Origin of the sequence: Sphingobacterium sp. UBA3549, assembly GCF_002376635.1 — a bacterium.
In the GTDB taxonomy this organism is placed as follows: Bacteria; Bacteroidota; Bacteroidia; order Sphingobacteriales; family Sphingobacteriaceae; genus Sphingobacterium.
In genome coordinates, this window is record NZ_DFOE01000005.1 from 115,400 (window position 1) to 137,006 (window position 21,607).

Consider the following 21,607-nt stretch of genomic DNA (forward strand, 5'->3'; position numbering starts at 1 on the left):
TCGGAACGAAGGCGAAGTATATTTCTGCTTTTTTTAAAATCTAACGGACAACCTTTGGGGCAGTTGTATTCAGAATAGCAAAGTAATAGCAACAAAAAGGCCTGTATTTTTTACAGGCCCTAATATGGTATATTCAGTTGGATTACGATAGGTTCACTGGAGCTCTTTCTGCATCCAGCTTTTTCATGAATTGATCGAGTATGTTACCTAGTCTACCTGAAATTTCTCCTAGAATACTTTCCCAATCTTTCACTGTACCATCGCAGTTGTCTGAAACGATTTTAATACTATGAAAGGCAAGATTCTTTTGGAAACAGAAATTCGCTAGCGCATAAGATTCCATGTCAAAAGCCATAGGGTTTAAATGTTTAATATCCTGATAGAAAGATGAATTTACATGGATAAAACGATCCGATGTCAAAAGTGCATCTTCGTAACGAAACTCTTCAGCCGATATCGATTCCAATACTCCCTGCCCCTTAAAAAATAACGTGTTCTCTAGAAAAAATCCATCTGTATAAGCGTCTCCTTGTGCGTAATAGGACGGATAAAGAACATGTCCTATCGGATGCCGTGTACAGCCCACTGTGCCAACATTGAGAACAATTGGATTAATTCCCAGTGTTTTAATGTCCTCGTAAAGTCTGGCGACAGACAAGAGCGCATTCACTTTGCCAACACCAATTTCATAGATGTAAGTGGATTTACTTGGTGAATGAAAAGATAGTTCGTTCTTATTTGCTACCAAGATTATCGTTTCAATATCTTTATTCAGGATCATTTAATTTTCTTCAATATATGGGTATTCGAATTGCAATTCTCCAGCAGTGATTAAATTTAAGAAGTTAACACAAGCTTGTTTTGACGAATCAAAATCCATGAATGTGTAATTTCCACAGCTAATCGGATTTTGGAAAGGAACTTCATATCCTGCTGTAAGAATTATTTCGAGCACCTCCTTCATCAACTCCGCTACGTTTTGAGGAGTTCGCGCTGTTCCGGCCAATACAACATAAAATCCTGTACAGCATCCCATCGGGCCCACATAAATGACTTCATCACCTAAAATCGTTCTAATTTCCGTTGCAAAGCAGTGCTCCAGTGTATGCATTACTTCAGGAGACAACATACGCTCAGGAGAATTTGGCCTAATCATGCGAATGTCGTAAGTTGTATAATTTTCGACATTGCTGTTATTGGTCGTAGAAGCCTTTGCGTAGATCCCTTGTTTCAATTTGGTATGATCTACCGTAAAACTATTTACTTTTGCTTTTTCTTTTGTGTACATCTTAATCTGTTCAGTGCTACAAAGCTTTTGGCCTCATAGGGGTTAAAAGTTGAATATTAAAAATTTCTACAAAGATACTAGATTATTATAGAAAAGGGCTAAAAAACGACTATTTTAACACTTCGTAATGTTCGACTGTTGGGAATGGATCGTAGTAATGATGTAAAAGTTTCTCCCATTCCATAAATAATGCAGACTCCTTGAAACCGATGGTATGGTCCTCTAACGTTTCCCATTCCACCAACAGGATGTACTGGTTATCCTTTTCGATGCATTTACGGAGAGAATGCGTGATATAACCTTTACTTGCACTGATATACTGGCAAGCTGTTTTATAATCTCTCTCAAAATTGGATTGTTGCCCTTCAATAATTTGTAATACAGCTACTTCTAAAATCATAATTTCGTTTTTTATTTAAATTTAGTAATATATCAAACTTAGAGAATTTGTTTTTTATATGCAATACAGTGACAATCTTATCCAGGTAATTTATTCTATATGCAGTTTAAGAAGGATTTAGGTCTTATCACTGTATCAAATGTAGCTATGCATTATTAATTTGTAAATTCATAAGCTGCACGACTAAAGGAACTCCAGGATTACGATTTTGGTCGTTCCAAACTAATGAAAGAGTTGTTCGCTGTGGTAAAGCATCCAATTCGAAAAACGAGACATCAACATGATATCCATTTTTTAACGAAGATGGAACAATAGCAACACCGAGCCCCTGGGCCACCATATTAAATATGGTCAATGCATTGACTGTACGAAGCGTTACTTTGGGAATAAACTTATGATCACTGAAAATACTCATGACCAGATCGTAATAGGAGTGACTATAGTTTTTGGAAAATAAGATAAATGATTCGTCTTTTAAGGCATTCAGACTTGGATACTGAGACATTAAAAACGGATGATTATTGGGTAATACAAGACTGAAATGCTCCGTATATATCGGTTGGCTGCTCAGCCCAAGCGGGGTTTCGGAAAGACGGACGAATCCCAAGTCTAATTCTTTTTTTTCCAGCAGATCCAGCTGCGTTTCATTCGCCAATTCATGAAGAGATAACTCAATGTCGGGCTGTTGCTTTTTTAGATTAATAAGTAATTCCGGAAGAATAGTCTGAACAGCCGATCCGATAAAACCGAGCTTTAAGGTGCTTATTTTACCATTGGCATAACTCTGAAGTTGAGTTTCAATTTGTGCTAAATGTCTAAATAACTCTTGCACCTCTTTAAATAGATACATTCCGGCCTCGGTTAACATGACATTCCGCTTAGTACGTTCAAAAAGTAATACCCCATAATATTCCTCCAACTGCTTAATTTGCCTGCTCAAGCCCGGTTGTGCAATAAACAATCTTTCCGCCGCCCTTCGGAAATGCAATTCTTCGGCCAATACTTTGAAGTACAATAAGTGTCTAAACTCTATTTGATAATTCATGGTTATCAATTGATGATCAAAATGGTATTTCTGCTTATCAAATATAGCAAGTACTTTTGAGTAAAGCAGATCGTAAGATGGATATATTTTTATACGGCAGTGGGCATTTGACTTGTTCCACAGCCTTAGCAATAGCGAAAGGATTGGTTCGGGGAGCGATATCATCCGATGTTAGGAACAAGATCGATCAAAGCGCTAGTTACGTCAGCAAAATAGTTGGACGCGGCGAGGTCGTCTATGGGATCAACACGGGTTTCGGTCCGCTGTGTACCACTCGCATTGATGCTGGTCAAACGCAATTATTACAGGAAAATATCCTTAAAAGCCATGCTGTCGGTGTGGGTGAACCTATAAGCGATGATTTAGCTAAGTTGATGCTTATCCTTAAAGTTCACGCGCTTTCTAAAGGATTCTCGGGTGTTCAATACAGTACAATTGAGCGGATGATTTGGCATATTGAGAACGATATCATTCCTGTTGTGCCAAAACAAGGATCAGTGGGAGCATCGGGTGATTTAGCGCCTTTGTCTCATTTATTTTTGCCATTAATTGGTTTAGGAAAAGTAAAGGTAGAAGGGAATGTTGTGCATACAGCCGCCATTTTGGAAAAATACGGTATGGCACCGATTCACTTAGGCGCAAAAGAAGGGTTGGCGCTGATCAATGGGACTCAATTTATGGCGGCACATGGCGTTATGGGCGTTATTGAACTGAATCGTATGCTTCAAAATGCCGATATTATTGCCTCTTTAATGATTGAAGGCTTAAATGGTTCGATAAAACCCTTCTTTTCGGAGCTACATGAATTACGACCACATAAGGGAAATCGTTATGTCGCTGCAAGCATCTTTCATATGCTTCATGGATCGGCTATTTTAGAAAGTCACAAACACTGTTCCCGTGTGCAAGATCCTTATTCTTTGCGTTGTATTCCTCAAGTTCATGGCGCATCACGCAACGCTTGGTTTCATTTAAAGGATACCATCGAAATTGAAATAAATGCGGTGACTGATAACCCTGTGATCATTAACGACGAACTAACCATTAGCGGTGGTAGCTTTCATGGGCAATCCATTGCATTACCTTTGGACTATGCCACGCTGGCGGCGTCTGAAATTGGGAATATTTCTGATCGAAGGGTCTATCTGTCTTTAGAAGGCCAAACCAACGGTGTACCCAAATTGTTGATGAAATCGACTGGACTCAATTCAGGATTTATGATCTTACAATATAGCACGGCGGCTCTAGCAAGTGAGAATAAAGGACTTTGTTTTCCGGCGAGTGCCGATAGTATTCCAACCTCTTTAGGCCAAGAAGACCATGTGAGTATGGGATCTATCGCTGGACGAAAACTGTTGCAGGTGATTGATAATGTCGACAAAATATTGAGCATTGAACTGTTGTGCGCAGCCCAAGCCAAAGATTATCATCAACCGTTAACATCAACTGCTTCACTGGAAGCTATCCACGGGAGAATCCGTCAGTCCATTCCACATATTGAATCGGACCAGCCGATGGAAGAGCTGCTGACTGAAGCATTAAAAATGGTGAAATCAGGCGAGCTTATTGCATTGCATGGTCAATATGCTGCTGGAGAGATTGCTGAAGAGCTAAAACAGCAGTTTGAGGTATTTTAAACAAGGAATGATGAAAAAGGAGTTAAAATTAGTTGGGCCTTTTAGGCAAATATTAACGATGTCAAATATGCCTATAAAAGGTCCAATCGACGATAGCCAATTGTCTATTATTAAAGAGGGTGGGATTTTAATCGCAGGAAACACGATAATGGATGTGGCCGCTTTTGCTCAATTACAACAGCAATGGGGGGAGCAGGCGGTTCTGATACATGTTGAGGGAGATCAGGTCGTTTTGCCAGGATTTATTGACTGCCATACACATATTGCTTTCGCAGGCAGTCGTGCAAATGATTTTGCCCTTCGAAATGCCGGTTCAAGCTACTTGGAGATCGCGGCGGCAGGTGGGGGGATCTGGAGTACCGTATCCCATACAAGGGATTGTGATGCCCGAGAATTGGTAGAGCTCACCATAAGGAGAGCACATTTACTATTGAAACAGGGAATTACAACGATCGAAGTTAAAAGCGGTTATGGGCTTAACGTTGAACAAGAACTTAAATTATTGCGTGTCATCCGCGAATCAGATCGACAAATACAACCAGACCTTATCCCAACTTGTTTGGCAGCACATATGCTTCCGCGGGACTTCAATGGGTCGGCAAAAGATTATCTTCATATGATGGCTGAAGTTCTTTTTCCAGCATTAAAATCAGAAAGGCTATCAAATCGGATAGATGCATTTATCGAAAAGACAGCTTTTCAGGGGCAGGACATTGTAGCTTATTTACAAAAAGCAAAAAATATGGGTTTCGATCTGACAATTCATGCCGATCAGTTTACGACTTCTGGAAGCCAGATTGCGGTAGAACTCGGTGCTATATCTGCGGATCATCTTGAAGCATCAACAGCTTTTGAAATTGAACTTATCGCACAGTCGGACACTGTCGCGGTGGCTTTACCTGCCGCTTCTATCGGATTGGGTTGCGGTTTTACACCCGCTAGAAAACTGTTAGATGCAGGTGCATGCCTAGCCATAGGTAGTGATTGGAATCCGGGATCTGCTCCAATGGGACAGTTATTGACAAGTGCGACGATTTTGGCAGCGGCAGAAAAGTTGACCAATGCTGAACTACTTGCGGCATTAACCTACCGTGGGGCAAAGGCATTGAACTTGTCTGACCGGGGGATTTTGGCGAAGGGAATGCGTGCAGATTTTAGTTTATTTAAAACTGACAATTATCAGAATATTACTTACTTCCAAGGAAGTTTGCAGCCTACAGCGGTATGGAAAAATGGTACGGAAGTATTATCAATATAACACCATGAAAGATACATTTAAGCGAGAGGTTGCAGAAGGTATTCCTACCACATTACCTCCAACAGTAGAGCGCGATCATACCATCAGCCACGCTCCCCGACGAAAGAATATTCTTACGAAGTCAGAAGAGAGGCTAGCTATACGGAATGCATTACGCTATTTTCCTAATCCCTGGCATGGCATTTTAGCGCCTGAATTTTTACAGGAGCTTCGCGACTATGGGCGAATTTATATGTACCGTTTTAGACCACAATACACAATGCATGCTCGACCAATAGCTGATTATCCGGCGTTAAGTAAGCAGGCGGCGGCAATTATGTTGATGATTCAGAACAACCTCGATCCTGCTGTCGCACAGCATCCGCACGAATTGATTACTTATGGTGGGAATGGAGCCGTATTTCAAAATTGGGCTCAATATCGGCTTACTATGCAATATTTATCGCAAATGACCGATGAACAAACATTACATCTTTACAGTGGTCATCCGATGGGACTTTTTCCATCTTCAAAAGATGCTCCTCGTGTTGTGGTGACAAATGGCATGATGATTCCAAATTATTCGAAACCGGATGACTGGGAGCGTTTCAACGCGTTGGGCGTTACGCAATATGGACAGATGACAGCCGGCTCATACATGTATATCGGTCCGCAGGGTATTGTGCATGGAACGACTATTACGGTTATGAATGCATTCCGGAAACATTTGGCGGTAGATGATACAATACAAGGCAAGGTGTTTTTGACTTCCGGCCTGGGGGGAATGAGTGGAGCACAGCCTAAAGCGGGTAATATTGCGGGATGCATAACGGTATGCGCTGAAATAAACCCCGACGCAGCAAGAAAACGACATGAGCAGGGATGGGTTGACCGATTGATAGTGAGCATAAAGGAGCTTGTTAGACAGGTAAAGCGGGCAGTGGAACAAAAGGAAATAGTATCCTTTGCTTATATCGGTAACATAGTCGAAGTATGGGAGGCTTTCGATCGTGAAAATATCCACATTACGGTAGGGTCTGATCAGACATCATTGCATAATCCGTGGTCCGGAGGATATTATCCCATGGGATTATCCTTTGATGAAGCAAATGTTTTATTGGCGAGTGACCCGGACAAATTTAAGCAATGTGTGCGAGAAAGCTTGGTACGACATGTTGATGCGATCAATAAGCATGTGTCCAAGGGAACGTATTTCTTCGACTACGGAAATGCATTTCTTTTGGAAAGTAGCCGTGCCGGCGCAGCAGTCTGGAATGATAAAAAGGACCAATTCCGCTATCCGTCGTATGTACAGGATATTCTTGGTCCCATGTGCTTTGATTATGGTTTTGGACCATTCCGTTGGGTTTGCACCTCTGGAAGGGCTTCGGACCTGAAAAAATCTGACGAAATAGCCATGACCGTTTTAGAGGATCTTCGATCAGAAGCCCCCTTAGAAATTCAGCAGCAGCTGCAAGATAATATACAATGGATTAAAGAAGCTGAGAAAAATAGACTCGTCGTAGGTTCTCAGGCGCGCATCTTATATGCCGATTCCATTGGACGTATTTCAATTGCAAAGGCCTTTAACGAAGCAGTAAAAACTGGTTTATTTGAAGGGCCGATTGTTTTGGGTAGAGACCACCACGACGTTAGCGGAACAGACTCACCTTATCGGGAAACTAGCAATATTTATGATGGAAGTCAATACACGGCGGATATGGCTATTCATAACGTCATTGGAGATAGCTTTCGCGGGGCGACTTGGGTTTCTATCCACAATGGCGGTGGCGTCGGGTGGGGAGAAGTAATCAACGGCGGCTTTGGCCTACTCTTAGATGGTTCAGACGAAGCAGTTGTTAAATTGGAAAAAATGTTATTTTTTGACGTGAATAATGGAATTGCTAGACGTGCCTGGGCTAGAAATAAGGAGGCAAACCAGGCGCTAGTCCGTGCGATGGAAGAAAATCCTAAATTACTAGTCACCCGTGCGCATCTTGTTGATGACCAAATTATTGAACAATTATTTGATGTGAACGAATGAAGCGCTTGTTGAATGATCCCGAAATATATAGCAAAGGCGACCAAGCTGTTTGGAAAGGACGTGTGGATGGTCAGAGTCGCGAATGGATGCGCTGGCATCAATTAATGAATTGTGTTGACCTTCGTGAACCGTCCGATTTGCGGCAAGCCATCGCTTTTCTTGGATGCTGTAGTGATGAAGGAGTTGCCCGAAATCAGGGACGACTAGGAGCCAAAGAAGGGCCTGCCGCACTCCGGAATGTATTGGCCAATCTTCCTGTTCATTTTCCAGATAAACTTAAACTTAAAGATTGCGGCGACATCCTATTAAAAGACAATGATTTAGAATTATGTCAAGCATACTTGGGAACAGCTTTGAAAATTATTCTGGAACAAGAAGGGTTCCCCGTCATATTAGGGGGAGGCCATGAAATTACCTACGGCCATTATCTAGGGGTTAGTCAATATCTAAAAAACGATAATAAATGTTTAGGTATCATTAATTTGGATGCGCATTTAGATATTCGTGCCTTGCAGGATGGCCAAGGGAATTCTGGAACGGGATTCTATCAAATTGAACAGGATCAATCGGCAGCTGGCTTGCCCTTTCATTACTTAGCAATCGGAATTCAGGAAATAAGCAATACCAAGGGATTACTTAACTATGCTCGCGAGAAGAATGTAAAGATTATAGAACGTGATAGTTTGATCAATGAACAGCTTGATCAGATTCGGGAAAAAATAATTGGTTTTTCTAAATTGGTGGATTATGTGTATTTAACCATAGATCTTGATGCCTTTGCTTCGGCCTATGCCCCGGGAGTCAGTGCGTTGGCATTTAACGGTATAGTCCCAGATCAGCAGTTTTTTATGATCTACGATTTTCTTTTGGATCTACCTAATCTGAGATCTGTCGATTTGGCTGAATTAAATCCGTATTTTGATATCGATTCGAGGACAGCCAAATTAGCGGCTGATCTACTATTTAGGCTGGTCAATAAATTAGCAGCAAAAATTCAATAACCGTCGTAAAGTAAGTTACACGCTGAGCCTCACTTTAGTCTATTGAATGAGAGGGTCATAAGGATATATCCGGTTTCATCCTGTTTTGCAAAAGTTTAAAGATATTGCTTTTATTAACTAATATTTTTAGTATATTTGCTGTGTGTTATGGATGTAAATCAAAGCAAAAAACAAGAGTATGCCATCGTGGATATAGAGACTACAGGTGGCCACGCAAAATCGAGTCGGATCACGGAGGTTGCTATTGTTATTCATGATGGTAACCAAGTTCTAGAGCGCTGGGAAACATTAGTAAATCCAGGAAAGGAAATTCCTAACTCCATTTTTGCGCTTACTGGCATCGATAATGACATGGTAAAGGATGCTCCAACATTTGAGGAAGTTGCCGAGCGCATTTATGCAATGCTTAAAGACCGTATTTTTGTTGCGCATAATGTCAATTTTGATTACTCATTCATCCGTTTTCAGTTGCAGGAATCGGGATTTGAATGGTCAGCAATAAAATTATGTACAGTACGCTATGCGCGAAAAATAAAGCCGGGGTTATTATCCTATAGTTTGGGACGTCTATGCGATTATTTAGATATACCGATAGAAAATAGGCATCGTGCAGGTGGCGACGCCGATGCAACTGCTATTCTTTTTGCTTATTTGAAAGTTCTGGATACTGAACAGATCTTTCAGGATATGATTAAACACAAGGCGATAGATCAACGTTTTCCGCCACACTTAAATCCGTTAGCGTATGAACAATTGCCGAATGAGGCTGGAGTCTACTATTTTCACGACAAAGATGGAAAAGTAATTTATGTGGGAAAGGCTGTAAATATCAAAAAACGGGTATTATCCCATTTTACTGGAAATAACATTCAAGCCCAAAGGCAAAATTTTTTAAAGGAAATTCATCATATCAGTTACGAATGCTGTGGGACGGAGCTTATGGCGCTACTTTTGGAATGCGCGGAGATTAAACGGTTTTGGCCAAAATACAATAGGGCACTGAAACGGTACGAACCTAAGTTCGGATTGTTTTCCTATGAAGATCAAAACGGATACCTTCATCTTGCCATTGGTAAGACAAATAGGGGACAGACATGTATTCAAGTCTTCCAGCGTGAATACGATGCAATTCAGTTACTCCAAACATTTATCCAACAAGATGCTATTAATCCGCAATTCTGTCAGTTTGGGCAAGCCAGTTTGTCAACAAAGTCCATTAAGAAGGATGTGTTGCCCGATCGCGACTTACACAATACCAGAATTGAACGCTGTATTGAGGAGTGGTTGGTGCAACGTCCATCGTATGTACTGATCGATAAGGGACGTCATTGTGAAGAGAAAAGCTGTATTGTTATTGAAAATGGTACTTTCTATGGCATGGGCTATATTGATCAATACTATCAAAATTATGGTTTTGAAGATTTAAAAGCACATGTTAAGAGATATCCGAGTAATCACTACATGCTGGAATTAGTCAAAATGGCAGCAGCAAGGCATCCTGCTAAAATACATTTTTTAACAGAATCGACTTTTTTACCAAATACTGCTGCCGAACCGGATTTACATTATGAAAAGTTAGAGCCAAATAGTCTTTTCAACTTGAGCTAATTGTCTATACTTGGTATCGTAGTCATTTTCTTACATTTTGGTCATCTTAATCTCAGTTATTTGTTAAAGAAATGTGAAATAAAAAATTGTAGATTATAATGGTCCGATAATTGAAATGTGTTTGTTATATATTAGTAAAGACTTTTCATAATTTAGGTTAATAATTGGTTAGTTAAAACCTGAGGTTCCCAACCTCAGGTTTTTCTTTTTTTACTCCTTTTGGAACTAGCATTCATTTAAAACATGCAGGAGGATAAGAGCTACGAAATTTGACCTTTCGACACTACTTGTTCAGTGCTTGTTCAGTGCTCGTTCAGTGATGACTCAGTATCCACTGTATAATCATTGACTGATTACTGTCTAAAAATTGAATTAAAAATGAGCCAAGGGACAAGGTGTTGTTTTTTGCGTCAAACAACTTTTTATTTAATAAAAAAAGGTTTTAATCGCATGTATGTCAGTTAAATAACATTTGTCCCCGTTTTGTCCCCCTAAGTTTTTTCTCTATATAGTTAGTTTAAGCTACTTTAGTATTCGTATACTGTAAACGGCGAAATAGTAAAACAAAGATGGGGCGTTTTCTTAAAGTAGCTGCGGTATATCTTATCCATATCTTTATATATAAAAAGGGCCTTGGCCCTTTTTTTTATTCCTATTATTCAGATTGCCTATTTTAAGCCAATGGCACCTTAACCTAGATTTTGATATAGATCTTTTTCTTCCGTAGGCAATATGCGATCAACCAATTCAAAGCGACAAATAGCAGCGCAAATAGGGCGGAGGATAATAGTTGGTTTTGCCAGCTATCAAACAGGAAATGGTAGCTTAAGTTCCAAAGATTTTGATGTGTATCCCCGATGAGAATAAAAGAAAAAATCGTGGGGATTAAGCCGCTAAGACAATAGATAAATAGTGTATTCTTACCGAAATCGTCAAGGACAGTGTAAATTATCCCTTTGATGTTTTGAAATTCGATAAGATAGATTAATATAGCGAGAAAAGAGAGTGCAATTCCAGTGCTGAATACGGCGTAGCTGCTGGTCCAGATCTTCTTATTAATAGGAAAAACAAATGACCATAGATAGCCAATCAGGATAAAGGACAGACCTACGATAAATAGGTTGATCAGCTCCCTTTTTCCTGTCAGTTTTTGAATAATGTACTTTCCGGTAATATACCCGAATATTGTTTGACTGATGGCCGGTAAAACGCTCCAGATATCCTCTGGATCAAATGCTGTGCCCTCGCCGTGATAGAGATGGGATGCACCGAAGATTCGAATATCTATTGCAGTTCCGAACCAACCGTCCAAACTATAAGGATCCGATGGATTACTATAGTAGCAAATCAACCAATAGAACAAGAGAAATGCCGTACCGATGATAATTGCGCCTTTATCTTTAAAATAATATACTAACATGGCGCAACTGAAATAACAGATAGCGATACGTTGCAGTACGCCGAAATACCTGTACTTGGCAAATGGAATCCATTCCAGCTGGTGAAGGCTATTCCATTCAACAAAAGGAAAAACATTTAAAAAGATGCCCAGCATAAAAAGGATGCCTGTTCTTTTCGCAACTTTTTGCCAATAGGCTGATGGAGCCTGTTGATCGATATTTTTTAAAGAAAATGCCATCGAGTTTCCAACAGCAAATAAGAAAAATGGAAATATAAGATCTGTAAACGTACATCCATGCCAGATGGAGTGTTCAAGTTGAGGAAATACATGATGATAGTTGCCAGGATTATTGACGAGAATCATAGCCGCGAGTGTAAACCCACGGAAAATATCCAGTGATTTAAAACGAGTCATAATAAAGTATATTCGTAAAAAAGGCTGTTCCAGGAATTAATCCTTTGAACAGCCTATGCTTGGTCTAATTAATAGCCTGGATTTTGAGTCAGGCTCGGGTTTGCCTGCAGTTCCAATAATGGTATTGGAAGGAGCAGGCTATTTTGGTTAAAATTATACTTAATCAACGTAGGGTTGCTCTGTTTGCCGTTATCGCATGTAAATTTTATTTCATTTAGTTTATTCATTACATCTACCGTTACACCATAACGATTTAAATCATCCCAACGTTGACCTTCGAAAGCAAGTTCCAATCGGCGCTCGTTGAGAATGATGGCCTTTAGTGCAGTGGAGCTGACACCTGATAAATCGGACAGCCCTGCGCGATGACGTATGATGTTTATAGTGTTTATCGCACCAGAAGCATTTCCCAAGGCGTTTTGAGCCTCTGCTTTAAGCAGAATGATGTCCGCAAGCCGCAAAAGGTAAAAATGATCGCCACTTTGGAAGCTGTTGGCATGTTTTTGCTTTACATTAAATGGGATTTCTGTATCGGCATCTCCACAAGGGTTCCAGAACTCATCTGCCCAAGGAACAGAGAAAAACCAGATGTTGGCATTCTTTCGTTCAGTGTCGCCAGCGTTGTCATAAGCTTCGACAAGATCTTTCGAAGGTGTGCCATACCGGCGCCATTCGTTTTCGTTGATTTGGCCATTTTCATCAAGATCCGGGAAAAAGAATGCGCCACCCCAACAGCTTAGATTGGGACTGCCGGCGATATAGGGAATCTCTATGATAGATTCACTGTTATAGTTATGTTTACCGTCAAAAAGATCCGCATAATTTTGAAGGAGCTGATAGCCACCTTTTCCAGTAATCACTGCATTGGCATATTGCAATACCTTATTGTAATCCCGATCAGGGCGTTGTGCCCATATCTTGGTCAGCAAGGCATTTGCAGCACCTTTTGTAGCTCTAACTTTGTCAATAGAGGCTTGCCCAAATCCATCGGGAAGATTGTTTGCTGCCACCTGTAGATCCGAATCTATAAAATCATAAACCTCCTCTACAGTTGATCGCTTGATGCGTAATACTTCCGAATCTGTACTGTTGGAGTGTTTTTCCAAGGGGACACCACCGTAAAGTTTGACCAATTGATAATAATGGAAGGCTCTTAAAAATGAAGCTTCTCCAAGAATTTGTTTGCGTCTTTCATCCGAAAAAGTAGGATCTGTGACTTTACCAACATTGTCGATAACGATATTGCATTTTGAGATTGCTCCATACAGTTCTTCCCAATCCCTGCGTACCATTTCATTGGTATTGGTAATCGTATTATAGTCAATTTGTGAAAAGTCTATCTCACCACCGCCGGCCGCATGCGCATTGTCCGAACGGATATCGGTCTGTAAAATCATCTCCCATTGATAATAATTGGCATTGCTTCCTGGGCGGGTACCATTGCCTATAAAAGAATTATAGGCCCCGTTTAATGCTTTCTCAATATTGTCTCCGGTGAGATAGGCATTTTCACTCGTTACCGTGGAGGTAGGCTGAAGATCTAAAAACTTTTTGCAGGAATTTAGAGCAAGAGAAGCCAATAAGGCGATGGCTAATGACGTATATCTATTTGATTTCATTGTTTGTAAGCTAAAAGGTTAAAAAGTTAGGTTTAAACCAACAATAAAGGTGCGTGCCTGCGGCGAAGTACCAAAATCGATGCCCGGCGCCATATTGGAGCTCACGGTTTCCTGGTTAGTTCCCCCATACATGCTTACCTCAGGATCTAGACCTGAGTATTTTGTGAATGTTAACAGATTCTCGCCTGTCACATAAAGACGGACCTTATTGAGCTTCCATCTTTCAAGCACTTGTTTAGGTAGGGTATAGGCCAAGGTCATCGATTTTACTCTGAGGTAGGAACCTTTCTCTACAAAACGGGAAGAAATCTGTGAATTGTAGTTGTCATCTGTATTATTTAGATCCGGACGCGGCATAGTACTATTTTTGTTATTGACTGTCCATCTGTTTAATACGGCAGTACTTTGGTTTCTCGGTTCCCACATACCCTCTGTATAAATACGTGTCGCATTAAGGATATCATTTCCCTGTACACCTTGTAAGAAAAAAGAAAAGCTGAAGTTTTTATAACTAAAATCATTTGTCATGCCATAAGAGAATTTTGGTGTAGCATTACCAATGATAGCCATATCACTCGTTTGAAGACCTGCTTCAGGGTCGGCCATCTGATAGATCATATCTCCGGTCTCTGGATTGACGCCTTTCGCGACGTAACCCCAGAATGATCCCAATGCAACCCCTTCTTTTGCAATCGTACTATTGCCACGGCCATCAATATTTCCGTCATAGTAGGTTCCGCCATCAATATTCAGTACTTTATTGCGATTGAGCCCAAAGGTGACTGTTGTATTCCATTTGAAATCGTGAACGAAATTTCGGCTACTCAATTCGAATTCGAAACCTTTATTCTGTAGGTCGCCGAGGTTTTTCAGCGCAGTTCTATAACCGGAACTATACGGAACTCTTGAGTTGAGAAGTAGGCCTACAGTCCTTTTTGCATAATAATCTGCACCAAATATCAATCTAGAATTAAAGAAACTGGCATCCACACCAATGTCGGTCTGGTTTGTTGTTTCCCATTTTAGATTGGGGTTGTCCAAGGTAGCAGGTGTATACCCCGGTACAACTGATCGCCGATATTGTACGATCCCGTGACGTCAACTAAACCAAGATAGGAAAAGGCCGGGATTTGGCTATTTCCAACCTTACCCCAACTAGCGCGGATTTTCAAATCGTTTACCGTTTTTTTCAGCGAACTAAAGAAATCTTCATTGGATAAACGCCAGCCGGCAGAGAAAGAAGGGAAGTAACCCCAACGGTTATTAGGCCCGAATACAGATGACGCGTCAGCTCTCAGATTGGCTGTAAATAAGTACTTGTCGTTATAATCATAACCGATTTTTGCAATGCCGGAAATAGTGGATACAGCAGCATCTATCGCTGTTGGCATCGCCGTAATCATTGAACCTCCATTGACGGTATGAATTGCTGGATTAGCAAAATTCTGGGTAGCGATATTTGAGTTTGTTGTTTGTGTTTTAGTGGTAATATAACCTAGTAAACCTGTGAAGTGGTGCTTGTCACTAAAAGTTCTGTCATAGTTTAATGTATTTTCGGACATCCAATACTGATTGTCCTGCTGCTGGAGCGTCGCCATTCCTTTATATTTTCTACCCTCTGTCGTGCGGAACGGATCCACAAAAGTGCGGTACTGGTTGTTAAATTTCTCATACCCAAACAGCGATTTGAATTTTAGTCCCGGTAGGATATTGGCTTCCACAAAGGCATTTCCTGTAAATCTGTTGTTGATATAGCTGTGCTCGTTGCCTGTTGCCAATGCAACGGGGTTGTCAAGATCTGTATAGAATGGATCCACTGTGAAAGCACCTTTATCGCCATATATGCCGATTACTGGAGAGCCCAGGTAAGCATTCATGATGACTCCATTTCGGGAGTTCTCGGTAATGTCCACGTCGTACCAACGGTTGTAAGATAAGCTTGTTCCAACTTTAAAGATTTTATTGATCTGATGATCCAAATTAACCTTGAAATTGACCTTGTTTACTGTATTTGTGATGACTGTACCATTATCTTTTTGATAAGATCCAGAGATGTAAAACCCTGTCTTTTCATCTCCACCGCGTACTGAAGCCTGGTATTTTTGGCTGTGACCGGTGCGGAATAGCTGATCTGGCCAGTTCGTATCAGCGGTATATTTCGACCAATCCAAGGCTTCTCCCATCTCAGTCATTAATTCTCTATATTGTACCGCATTTAGAACGCTAGGCTTTTTTCTGATGGCTGAAAATCCTTGATAGGTTTCGAAATTTACCTGTGTCTTACCGTTTGTTCCTCTTTTGGTCGTAATCAGCACCACGCCATTGGCTCCTGACGATCCGTAGACAGCGGCAGAAGCAGCGTCTTTTAAGACCGAAATGCTTTGAATATCTGATGGATTGAGCTCCGATATATTTTCTGTAGGGACACCATCTACAATGTATAATGGGTTGCTACCTGCAGTAATTGTAGAGGTTCCACGAACACGAATGGAGAAGCCAGCTTGCGGTTGTCCGGAGGATTTTACAATTTCTACCCCCGCCATTTTACCTTCCATGGCACTCGCCAATTGGGTCACAGGGCGATCTTCAATATCCTTTGTGCTCATGGTTGCAATGGCTCCCGTGATGTCCTTTTTTTTCTGTGTTCCAAAACCGACCACAACGATCTGCTCCAGTTGGTTGTTGGCAGTTTTCATCTGTATATTGAGGTAACTATTGGAACCTACCGTACTACTGATAGTCTCATAACCTATCGAACTAAAGCTCAGTTGATGTGTAGAGGTTGCTTCAATCGAGAATTCACCTTTACTGTCTGTTTCCGTTTGTTTACCCGTTGTTGTATTGCGGATTGTGACCCCTGTTAATGCTTTACCATCGCTATCGGAAACGCGCCCTTTTACAAGCTGTTGTACATTGATCGTGTTTCTTAAGGGCCTTTCATCGATTTTCCTTTTTAAAACAATGGTGTTGTTGACAATTTTGTATGAATACGAGAGTTCTTTTAGGTTGTCATCCAAAATTTCAACGATAGAACCATCTTTATGGTTTATTCTGATCTTTTGATTTTTATTGATCTGTGAGTTATCATAAAGGAATACATAAGAACTCTGACGTTCAATTTCTTTTGCAAACTTTGCCAACGTGTATTCTTCGTGCTGTAACTTAATTTTAGACTGGTTCACATTTGTTAGCGCCAGGTTATTTGCATGAGAAATGCACTGGATAGCAAGTAAAGCGGCAAATAGCTTTGCTCTTTTGCCAGCCCTCTGAATGGGTATACGTTTATTCATAATTAGTTGGTTAATTAGATTTTATATAGATAAATTTAGAGCTCCACTTCAATTTTATTGTTGTGCAATTGGCATTTGATATCAAGAAAATTGAGCGTTTCAACCAATTCTTTTGCTGTGGAATTGCGTTTTATTTTTCCGGTCAATTCACGCTTGTCGTTTGTTCCTATGTAGACTATATCCACATTATACCATCGTTTTATGGCAGCTAATGCATCTTTGATTGGCGTCGATTCGAAATAGAAAAAGCCATTTCTCCAGGCCATCGCTTCTTCAATATTGGCTTCTTCCACAATCAGATTACTCCCTGTGCTAAATGCTGCCTGCCCGGGTTTCAGCATTTTTGATCTGCCGAATTGCGAAACTTGTACTGAACCCGTAATAAGTGTTGTCTTGTTGTTTTCATTTGGATAGGAACGTACATTAAAGTGGGTTCCGAACACACGAATTGTCTGCTCATTGGACTTTACATAGAATGGCCGTTTGCTATCGTGGCTTACCTCGAAATATCCTTCGCCAGACAATTTTACCTCACGTTTATTCGAAGCAAAAGATTCTGGGAAGGTTAATGTCGAGCCAGCGTTCAACCACACCTTTGTGCCATCGGTCAAAATGATTGCATATTCGTTGCCAATCGGAGTCTCAATACTATTGGTGTGGCTAGCATTGACGGTCTTGTTTGCTGTAAACTGATAGTGTACTGTACCCGAGGCCGTCGTAACTATTTTCACCCGCTCATCTTGGTGGAGAAGCTGTTGCTGTTTGGCAGAGAGGTCGATTTTGGTTCCATCCGCCAACGTTAATACGGCTCCCTTCATACCAGGATGAACCTGCTGCTGCATCTTTGCGGTAATCGGCACGTTATCTCCAGTTGCCCTTTTGACAAGGTAGAGTGGCAATACAAATAACAGCGCAAGCGCTGCAGCTATTCCACCCAATTTTGCCCATTGTGGAATACGTTTAATTTTGGATCTTTGGATTTGCTGCTGTATCTGGGATAGGAGTAGCTCTTTAAGCTGTTGCTCGTCTGTTGCAATTTCTTCGGGAATATTGAGCGGCTCATCATCATTTGCATTATACCATTCTTGGAGCTCTGTCTCCTCTTCTGGTGTAGATGTGCCTTTCAGCCATTTGTAAGCTAATTTTTTTATCCGGAATTGATTGTTGTCAGCCATGTTTAGAGTGTATTTGTTTATATAGTCCCTAAATTGGAGTGATACCCTGACAAGAAAAGAAAAAAAATTATAAGGTGATCAGAAAACGCTGAATACCAGCGCGGATTTTTTTTAATGCACGGCTTAATTGGGTTTCGACAGTCTTCACCGAGATGTTCATGCGTTCAGCAATCTGCTTGTAGGTGAGCCCATCTTCGCGGGATAATTTAAAAATAAGTTGGCATTTTTCAGGCAGTTCGGAAATAAGCTGTTCCAACCGGACGCGTAATTCTTCGAATTGGAGCCAATCTTGCGTAGAATTGTCAAAATCTATCCACGCTGTATCCTTTCTAAATGCTTCTTTCTTGTATTGCTGAGCTAGATATTTAAATATCTTGTATTTAACTGCCACAGTGAGGTAGGAAGCTAGATTGCTTTCAATTTGGAGTTGATGACGGCGTAGCCACAGTGAAGCAAATATATTCTGTACAATTTCCTGTGCATCTTCCAGCGAATTTGTTTTGCGGGCAGCCTGATAATAGAGCTTTTTCCAATAGCGATCATACAGGGCTTCGAAAGCTATGGAATCGTCCTGTTGAATCAATACGATCAGCTCCTCGTCTGAATGGGCTCCAAAATCTTTCATGCACGACAATACTATGTTTTTCTACGGTTATGCTACGCAAATAGCAGAGTAAATGTAATGACTAAATGGTGAATAATACAACTTTAATAAATAAATATAGCTGTTTACGAACGAATTTCATGATTTCCTAAAGCCTTATCTGCAGCGATACACACAAAAAAAGAGCATCTGTTAATCTCAGATACTCTTTTTTTTGCGAAAGCAACTACTTCTTAGAAGTTTGGCTTCAATAGGTACTTGTCGTAGAATCGGAAAATATGGTCCGCAGCCTCCTCCGCAGTATCTACAATTCGATACAGCTTTAAATCCTCCTCACTGATATATTTATTGGAAATCATAGTATTTTGAACCCAGTCCATTAATCCTTTCCAATAATCAGAGCCGACCAATACGATTGGAAAACGTGCAATTTTGCCCGTTTGGATCAATGTGATTGCTTCAAAAAGTTCGTCCATTGTTCCGAAGCCTCCCGGCATAACAATATAGCCCTGAGAATACTTCATAAACATCACTTTTCTCACGAAGAAGTACTTAAATTCTAGTAGCTTATCTCGGTCAATATATTTGTTGTGGAATTGTTCGAAGGGTAGTTCAATATTCAATCCAACAGATTTACCCCCTGACTCATAAGCACCTTTATTGGCTGCTTCCATGATACCTGGTCCACCGCCCGAAATAATACCGTAACCACGTGCTGTCAATAAACTTGCAATTTCTACCGCCATTTGATAATATTTGTGTTCACGCGGGGTACGCGCAGATCCAAATATTGAAACACAGGGGCCAATTTTTGCTAGTTTCTCAAATCCATCCACGAACTCTGACATCACTTTAAAAATCTGCCAAGAGTCTTTTACTTTAATTTCCTGCCATGTTTTGTTTTCAAATGCACGGATAATTTTATCTTCTTTTGTAATGTCCATATATAACGTTATACATTTAATTTCTAAATTCAATTTTCCAAAAAGGAATACAATATAGGTATTTTTTTAATAGTAGCTACTTTTTCTGATTATTCTTACATTTGCATTATGAATTTTTCTTCTAAGCTTCTCGAGAACGCCGTTGCTGAATTTGGAAAACTGCCGGGCGTAGGACAAAAGACATCATTGAGGTTAGTTTTGCATCTACTGAAGCAATCGGATGCGGATGTAGCTCGTTTTACCGCTGCTATTGACCGTTTGAAAGAGGACATTCAGTATTGTCAGGAATGTTTTAATATTTCAGATCATACAATTTGTGAAATATGTGCTTCATTCAAACGCGATAAAAGTTTGATCTGTGTCGTTGAAGACACGCGTGACGTAATGGCAATTGAGAATACGAACTCCTATCAGGGTGTATATCACGTATTGGGCGGATTAATTTCACCGATGGACGGCATCGGTCCTGCTGATCTAAAAATTGAAGGATTAATCAATCGAATCCAGAGAGGTGAGGTGGAAGAAGTTATTTTAGCGCTGTCAGCAACGATGGAGGGAGATACAACCATTTTTTATTTATATCGTAAATTGCGGGAGTTTGATGTCAAAATTACAACCATCGCGCGCGGGATCGCATTTGGCGGAGAATTGGAATATGTTGATGAGTTGACTTTGGGTCGCTCCATTGCCACACGCGTTCCTTACGAGCGCAGTGTCGGTTAATTGTACTTTAGATAGATTTCTTTAACCCCTTCGTGTATTTTTCTGCCTTTATCAATTTGCTTTTTTCGCCATAAAGAATTGTCTATCCTATAATTCGACGTCTTATTCTTTAACATATTTATGTAGGCAATACGACCAACTAATGTTTTTTCTAAACCTAATAGCGCGCAGGAATAGTCGCCCAATAGATACTGATTGTAATAGAGGTGAATTTCGCGCATGAGCTTTCGTCCCCATTTATTTATAGGGTAAGCAGCTTTAACGGGTTCTTCCATAAGTGCCTTTGCCAAAGCAAGGCTATCTTGGTCTCCAGACTGCTGTGTCATTGTCCAATAATATAAAGCTTCAATTGCTTCCTCTTCCGTGTCAGGGAGAAGATGAAGGGGGATGCCTAATAAGTTTCCTACAAATTTCCATACGTGGAATAGACCTTCAATTTCGCTTCTTAATATATTGAATTTCATTCGTTTAAGCCCTGTTAGATAAACAAGGGAAAATCCTAAGTTTGTGGCAAGCATATCCCAGGTATTTAATGGAATACCCCATTTTTCAGTTTCCCACTGACCCTGCTTTAAAATGTTTAACCGCGCATACGAATGGATACATCGGGTGAGTAAAATGGCTTCAATACCAATATGTCCCTTTCTTAGGGCATTATTACCTGTAATATCAACCCAAAAGGTAACGGTTTCAGTAAGTCGCTTTACGGCGCCTTTTTTTAGCGCTCCCGTGAAGATCAAAGGTTTGTTTATCGCGCTGGATTCATAGCCACCCATGAGCACATAATCACGTAATACAATTAATCCAGATAAGCCCGATCGTTGACTGAGTTCAATTCCTTGCGCAATTTTATCCCAATCCAACCAAGATGGGGCAAAATCCACGGTATGGAGAAAGTCTATCAATACCTGCTCGTAGGCAGGTTCAATAGATCTACCAGCAAGCGCATCTTTGAGTAACTGTTGTCCTTGATAAAAACCAATTTTTAGGTGTAGTTGTTCTACAAGCTGGTCGCAAGACATGTCGTATTGATACAGTAAAGGCGCAAATCGACCAGCATCGGTTATCACGGGTTTCTTGGGCAGTTTGCGAAGCAGATCAACACCAGGGCCCTTTGACCAATAGAAAGAGAATGAGCTCGTATTAATTTGAAAACGTTCGGGTATACGCATAGGT

Annotated in this window: 18 protein-coding genes; 6 read left to right on the plus strand and 12 right to left on the minus strand. The window is 40.6% G+C overall.

Annotated elements, in window-relative coordinates:
• Positions 1-142: 142 nt before the first annotated feature.
• The 4 genes from B2W36_RS03470 to B2W36_RS03485 form a co-directional block, all read right to left on the minus strand.
• Positions 143-781 carry a hypothetical protein gene (locus tag B2W36_RS03470; protein WP_293883117.1) on the minus strand — a complete coding sequence of 213 codons (639 nt, stop codon included), beginning with the start codon at positions 779-781 and terminating at the stop codon, positions 143-145.
• Complete coding sequence (locus B2W36_RS03475) at positions 782-1,288, minus strand: S-ribosylhomocysteine lyase (RefSeq protein ID WP_293883119.1); 507 nt, start codon at positions 1,286-1,288, stop codon at positions 782-784.
• Positions 1,289-1,397: 109 nt separating this feature from the next.
• Entirely contained in the window at positions 1,398-1,688 is a 291-nt protein-coding gene (locus B2W36_RS03480) for an antibiotic biosynthesis monooxygenase family protein (RefSeq protein WP_293883121.1), read from the minus strand.
• Positions 1,689-1,833: 145 nt separating this feature from the next.
• A complete protein-coding gene (locus tag B2W36_RS03485; RefSeq protein WP_293883124.1) occupies positions 1,834-2,733 on the minus strand; it encodes a LysR family transcriptional regulator in 900 nt (299 codons plus the stop codon).
• 77 nt (positions 2,734-2,810) lie between these two features.
• On the opposite strand from B2W36_RS03485, the gene hutH reads away from it, so the two are divergent.
• The 5 genes from hutH to B2W36_RS03510 all read left to right on the plus strand — a co-directional run bounded on the left by hutH (position 2,811) and on the right by B2W36_RS03510 (position 10,260).
• On the plus strand, positions 2,811-4,370 hold the full coding sequence (hutH, locus tag B2W36_RS03490; RefSeq protein ID WP_293883126.1) for a histidine ammonia-lyase: 1,560 nt from the start codon (positions 2,811-2,813) through the stop codon (positions 4,368-4,370).
• Positions 4,371-4,437: 67 nt separating this feature from the next.
• A complete protein-coding gene (hutI, locus tag B2W36_RS03495) occupies positions 4,438-5,628 on the plus strand; it encodes an imidazolonepropionase (protein ID WP_293883129.1) in 1,191 nt (396 codons plus the stop codon).
• A 4-nt stretch (positions 5,629-5,632) separates the two neighbouring features.
• Positions 5,633-7,651, plus strand: a complete 2,019-nt coding sequence (locus B2W36_RS03500; RefSeq protein WP_293883133.1) for a urocanate hydratase — start codon at positions 5,633-5,635, stop codon at positions 7,649-7,651.
• Positions 7,648-8,652 (plus strand): formimidoylglutamase, encoded by a 1,005-nt coding sequence (gene hutG / locus B2W36_RS03505; protein ID WP_293883136.1) that lies wholly within the window; start codon positions 7,648-7,650, stop codon positions 8,650-8,652. The genes B2W36_RS03500 and hutG overlap by 4 nt, the downstream gene beginning before the upstream one ends.
• Before the next feature lie 147 nt (positions 8,653-8,799).
• Entirely contained in the window at positions 8,800-10,260 is a 1,461-nt protein-coding gene (locus B2W36_RS03510; RefSeq protein WP_293886457.1) for an exonuclease domain-containing protein, read from the plus strand.
• 694 nt (positions 10,261-10,954) lie between these two features.
• Here the strand turns inward: B2W36_RS03510 and B2W36_RS03515 are convergent.
• From B2W36_RS03515 to B2W36_RS03545, 7 genes are all read right to left on the minus strand, one after another.
• On the minus strand, positions 10,955-12,076 hold the full coding sequence (locus B2W36_RS03515; protein ID WP_293883142.1) for an acyltransferase family protein: 1,122 nt from the start codon (positions 12,074-12,076) through the stop codon (positions 10,955-10,957).
• A 68-nt stretch (positions 12,077-12,144) separates the two neighbouring features.
• Positions 12,145-13,695, minus strand: coding sequence for a RagB/SusD family nutrient uptake outer membrane protein (locus B2W36_RS03520; RefSeq protein ID WP_293883144.1), 1,551 nt, complete (start codon positions 13,693-13,695; stop codon positions 12,145-12,147).
• An 18-nt stretch (positions 13,696-13,713) separates the two neighbouring features.
• Positions 13,714-14,736 (minus strand): TonB-dependent receptor domain-containing protein, encoded by a 1,023-nt coding sequence (locus tag B2W36_RS03525; protein WP_293883146.1) that lies wholly within the window; start codon positions 14,734-14,736, stop codon positions 13,714-13,716.
• A complete protein-coding gene (locus B2W36_RS03530; protein WP_293883148.1) occupies positions 14,718-16,985 on the minus strand; it encodes a SusC/RagA family TonB-linked outer membrane protein in 2,268 nt (755 codons plus the stop codon). The genes B2W36_RS03525 and B2W36_RS03530 overlap by 19 nt, the downstream gene beginning before the upstream one ends.
• Positions 16,986-17,020: 35 nt before the next feature.
• Positions 17,021-18,160 carry a FecR family protein gene (locus B2W36_RS03535; RefSeq protein WP_293883151.1) on the minus strand — a complete coding sequence of 380 codons (1,140 nt, stop codon included), beginning with the start codon at positions 18,158-18,160 and terminating at the stop codon, positions 17,021-17,023.
• Positions 18,161-18,227: 67 nt separating this feature from the next.
• Complete coding sequence (locus B2W36_RS03540; RefSeq protein ID WP_293883154.1) at positions 18,228-18,785, minus strand: RNA polymerase sigma-70 factor; 558 nt, start codon at positions 18,783-18,785, stop codon at positions 18,228-18,230.
• Positions 18,786-18,997: 212 nt separating this feature from the next.
• The gene (locus B2W36_RS03545; protein WP_209579315.1) at positions 18,998-19,702 is read right to left on the minus strand and encodes a TIGR00730 family Rossman fold protein; all 705 of its coding nucleotides are present in this window, start codon (positions 19,700-19,702) and stop codon (positions 18,998-19,000) included.
• Between the two features lie 114 nt (positions 19,703-19,816).
• Here B2W36_RS03545 and recR point away from each other — a divergent pair, with 114 nt between their 5' ends.
• Positions 19,817-20,431 (plus strand): recombination mediator RecR, encoded by a 615-nt coding sequence (recR, locus tag B2W36_RS03550; protein ID WP_209579303.1) that lies wholly within the window; start codon positions 19,817-19,819, stop codon positions 20,429-20,431.
• On the opposite strand, the gene B2W36_RS03555 is transcribed toward recR, so the two are convergent.
• On the minus strand, positions 20,428-21,603 hold the full coding sequence (locus B2W36_RS03555; protein WP_293883159.1) for an oxygenase MpaB family protein: 1,176 nt from the start codon (positions 21,601-21,603) through the stop codon (positions 20,428-20,430). The two genes, recR and B2W36_RS03555, sit on opposite strands and share 4 nt — an antisense overlap.
• Positions 21,604-21,607 lie beyond the last annotated feature (4 nt).

What these genes read in the sequence shown, in the direction of transcription:
- B2W36_RS03520 (WP_293883144.1), bottom strand. Translation starts at nt 13,695, where the DNA reads ATGAAATCAAATAGATATACGTCATTAGCCATCGCCTTATTGGCTTCT.
- recR (WP_209579303.1), top strand. Translation starts at nt 19,817, where the DNA reads ATGAATTTTTCTTCTAAGCTTCTCGAGAACGCCGTTGCTGAATTTGGA.
- B2W36_RS03485 (WP_293883124.1), bottom strand. Translation starts at nt 2,733, where the DNA reads ATGAATTATCAAATAGAGTTTAGACACTTATTGTACTTCAAAGTATTG.
- hutG (WP_293883136.1), top strand. Translation starts at nt 7,648, where the DNA reads ATGAAGCGCTTGTTGAATGATCCCGAAATATATAGCAAAGGCGACCAA.
- B2W36_RS03475 (WP_293883119.1), bottom strand. Translation starts at nt 1,288, where the DNA reads ATGTACACAAAAGAAAAAGCAAAAGTAAATAGTTTTACGGTAGATCAT.
- hutH (WP_293883126.1), top strand. Translation starts at nt 2,811, where the DNA reads ATGGATATATTTTTATACGGCAGTGGGCATTTGACTTGTTCCACAGCC.
- B2W36_RS03515 (WP_293883142.1), bottom strand. Translation starts at nt 12,076, where the DNA reads ATGACTCGTTTTAAATCACTGGATATTTTCCGTGGGTTTACACTCGCG.
- hutI (WP_293883129.1), top strand. Translation starts at nt 4,438, where the DNA reads ATGCCTATAAAAGGTCCAATCGACGATAGCCAATTGTCTATTATTAAA.
- B2W36_RS03540 (WP_293883154.1), bottom strand. Translation starts at nt 18,785, where the DNA reads ATGAAAGATTTTGGAGCCCATTCAGACGAGGAGCTGATCGTATTGATT.
- B2W36_RS03535 (WP_293883151.1), bottom strand. Translation starts at nt 18,160, where the DNA reads ATGGCTGACAACAATCAATTCCGGATAAAAAAATTAGCTTACAAATGG.
- B2W36_RS03530 (WP_293883148.1), bottom strand. Translation starts at nt 16,985, where the DNA reads ATGAATAAACGTATACCCATTCAGAGGGCTGGCAAAAGAGCAAAGCTA.
- B2W36_RS03555 (WP_293883159.1), bottom strand. Translation starts at nt 21,603, where the DNA reads ATGCGTATACCCGAACGTTTTCAAATTAATACGAGCTCATTCTCTTTC.
- B2W36_RS03510 (WP_293886457.1), top strand. Translation starts at nt 8,800, where the DNA reads ATGGATGTAAATCAAAGCAAAAAACAAGAGTATGCCATCGTGGATATA.
- B2W36_RS03470 (WP_293883117.1), bottom strand. Translation starts at nt 781, where the DNA reads ATGATCCTGAATAAAGATATTGAAACGATAATCTTGGTAGCAAATAAG.
- B2W36_RS03500 (WP_293883133.1), top strand. Translation starts at nt 5,633, where the DNA reads ATGAAAGATACATTTAAGCGAGAGGTTGCAGAAGGTATTCCTACCACA.
- B2W36_RS03480 (WP_293883121.1), bottom strand. Translation starts at nt 1,688, where the DNA reads ATGATTTTAGAAGTAGCTGTATTACAAATTATTGAAGGGCAACAATCC.